This is a genomic window from Nocardia arizonensis, from assembly GCF_001310275.1.
Classification (GTDB): Bacteria; Actinomycetota; Actinomycetes; order Mycobacteriales; family Mycobacteriaceae; genus Nocardia; species Nocardia arizonensis.
Genome location: NZ_LGYZ01000119.1, coordinates 1 through 2,402, shown reverse-complemented (window position 1 = coordinate 2,402; position 2,402 = coordinate 1). Strand labels below are relative to the sequence as shown.

The 2,402-nt window shown below is 70.2% G+C and carries 1 pseudogene; it reads right to left on the bottom strand.

Annotation, left to right across the window (positions count from 1 at the left end):
- Positions 1–2,396, bottom strand: a pseudogene (locus APZ21_RS27040) (condensation domain-containing protein); the annotation flags it as partial.
- Positions 2,397–2,402: the final 6 nt, after the last annotated feature.

Here is a 2,402-nt window from a genome sequence, read left to right as displayed (position 1 = left end):
TCAGCCCCACCCTCGGCCACGAACACCGACAACATCGACGGCACGAAGTGGGCCGTGGTGATGTGCTGGTCCACGATCGTGCGGACCAGGTATGCCGGGTCGCGGTGGCCGTCCGGCTTGGCGATGACCAGCCGCGCGCCGATCTGCAAGGGCCAGAAGAACTCCCACACCGACACGTCGAAGGTCGCCGGTGTCTTCTGGAGCACGACGTCGGCGGTGTCGAGCGCGTACTCGGCCTGCATCCACACCAGGCGGTTCACGATGGACTCGTGCGAGACCGCGACACCCTTGGGGCGGCCGGTGGAACCGGAGGTGAAGATCACGTACGCGGTATTCGACGGACGCAGCGGCGCGATCCGCTCGGCATCGGTCACCGGTTCCGTGCCGTAACCCGACAGATCGACGGCGTCGAGCTCGACCATCGGGACCTCGCCCGCGTCGAAGCCGTCGCGGCCGGTGGTGAGCACGCACACCGGCGCGGCCATCTCCAGCACGTACCGGGTGCGATCGGCCGGATGGTCCGGGTCAAGCGGCACATACGCGCCGCCGGCCACGCTCACCGCGTACATGCCGACGACCAGGTCCAGCGAACGCCGCATACCGAGCGCGACCAGGCTCTCGGGACCGACGCCCAGCGAGATCAGGTGGCGGGCGAGGCGGTTGACGCGGGCGTGGAACTCGCCGTAGGACAGATCCGTGCCCTCGAAGGTCAGCGCGGTCGCGCCAGGGTTGCGGCCCGCGCGGTACTGGAACTTCGACACCAGCGTCGCCGACGTGTCGACCTCGGCGGCGGTGTCGTTCCACGCCTCGACGACCCGGTGGCGTTCGGCGGCGTCGAGCAGGTCGATATCGCCGAGCACGGCATCGGTGCCCCGCGCCATCGCGGTGAGCAGCCGGACCAGCCTGCGCGCGTAGGTCGCGACCGTGTCCGCGTCGAACATATCCGTCGCGTAGGCGAATTCGGCGCGCATGCCGTCGCCGTCGGTGCGATCGGAGATGTTCAGGTGCAGGTCGAATTTCGCGGTCACCACATCCAGCGGCACGCCCGCGACCTCGAGACCCGGCAGTTCGAACGATGCCTCGCCGGTGTTCTGGAATGACAGCATCACCTGGAACAGCGGATGCCGTGCCTGCGATCGCGCCGGATTCAGGATCTCCACGAGCCGTTCGAACGGCAGGTCGGCGTGCCCGAAGGCGGCCAGATCGGTTTCCCTGGTGCGTGCGAGCAGGTCGGCGACGGTGTCGGCCGGATCGACCGCGGTGCGCAGGACCAGGGTGTTGACGAACATGCCGATGGCGTCGTCGAGGACGGCCTCGCCGCGACCCGCGACCGCGGTGCCGATGGCGATGTCGTCGGCGCCCGAAAGCCGCGCCAGCAGGGCGGCCAGCGCCGCGTGCACGATCATGAACACGCTGGCGCCGTGATCGCGGGCCAGCGCGTCCAGATCGCGGACCAGTGCCGCGTCGAGCGAGAACTCGTAGACGTCACCGCGATTGGAGGCCACCGCGGGTCGGGTCCGGTCCGCGGGCAGGTCGAGCTGATCGGGCAGCCCGGCCAGGGTACGGGTCCAGAAACTGATCTGTTCGCCGATCAGCGAGGCCGGATCGTCTTCGCTGCCGAGGGTTTCGCGCTGCCAGAGCGCGAAATCGGCGTACTGCACCGGCAGTGGCGACCAGCCGGGGGCCTCACCGCGCGAGCGCGCGGCGTAGGCCAGCATGACGTCGCGGGCCAGCGGACGCACCGACCAGCCGTCACCGGAGATGTGGTGCACCACGAAGACAAGCACGTGCGTCTCGGGACGGGAGCCGTCCATGGAAGCCGCGATGCGGAACAGGGCGGCCCGCACCGGGACCTCGCTGGTCACGTCGAAGCCGGTGAGGACGAGATCGCTGATGCGCTCGTGGAGTTCGTCCTCCGACACCGGGACCGGGGTGAGGTCGAGTCCGCCGCGCCCGGCGGGCAGTACCACCTGCACGCCGGTGCCCTGGGCGGTCTCCGGGTAGACCGTGCGCAGCACCTCGTGCCGGTCCACCACGTCGGCGACCGCCCGGCGCAGCGCGTCGACGTCGAGCGTGCCGGTGAGGCGGACGGCCAGCGGGATGTTGTTCACCGCGGTCCGGTTGTCGAACCGGTTGAGGAACCACATGCGCTGCTGGGCCAGCGACAGCGGAATGGTGGCCGGACGCGGCCCCGCGGCCAGCTCGCGCCGGCGTCCGGTGCCCGCGTGCGCCTCCATGCGAGCGGCCAGCGCGGCGACCGTGGGGACTTCGAAGAGCGTGCGGACCGGCACCCTGGTGTCGAGCGCCGCGCCGAGGCGGGCCGCGACCTGGGTGGCGATCAGCGAGTTACCGCCCAAATCGAAGAAATCATCATCCAGACCCACCGGACGCTCACCCGACAC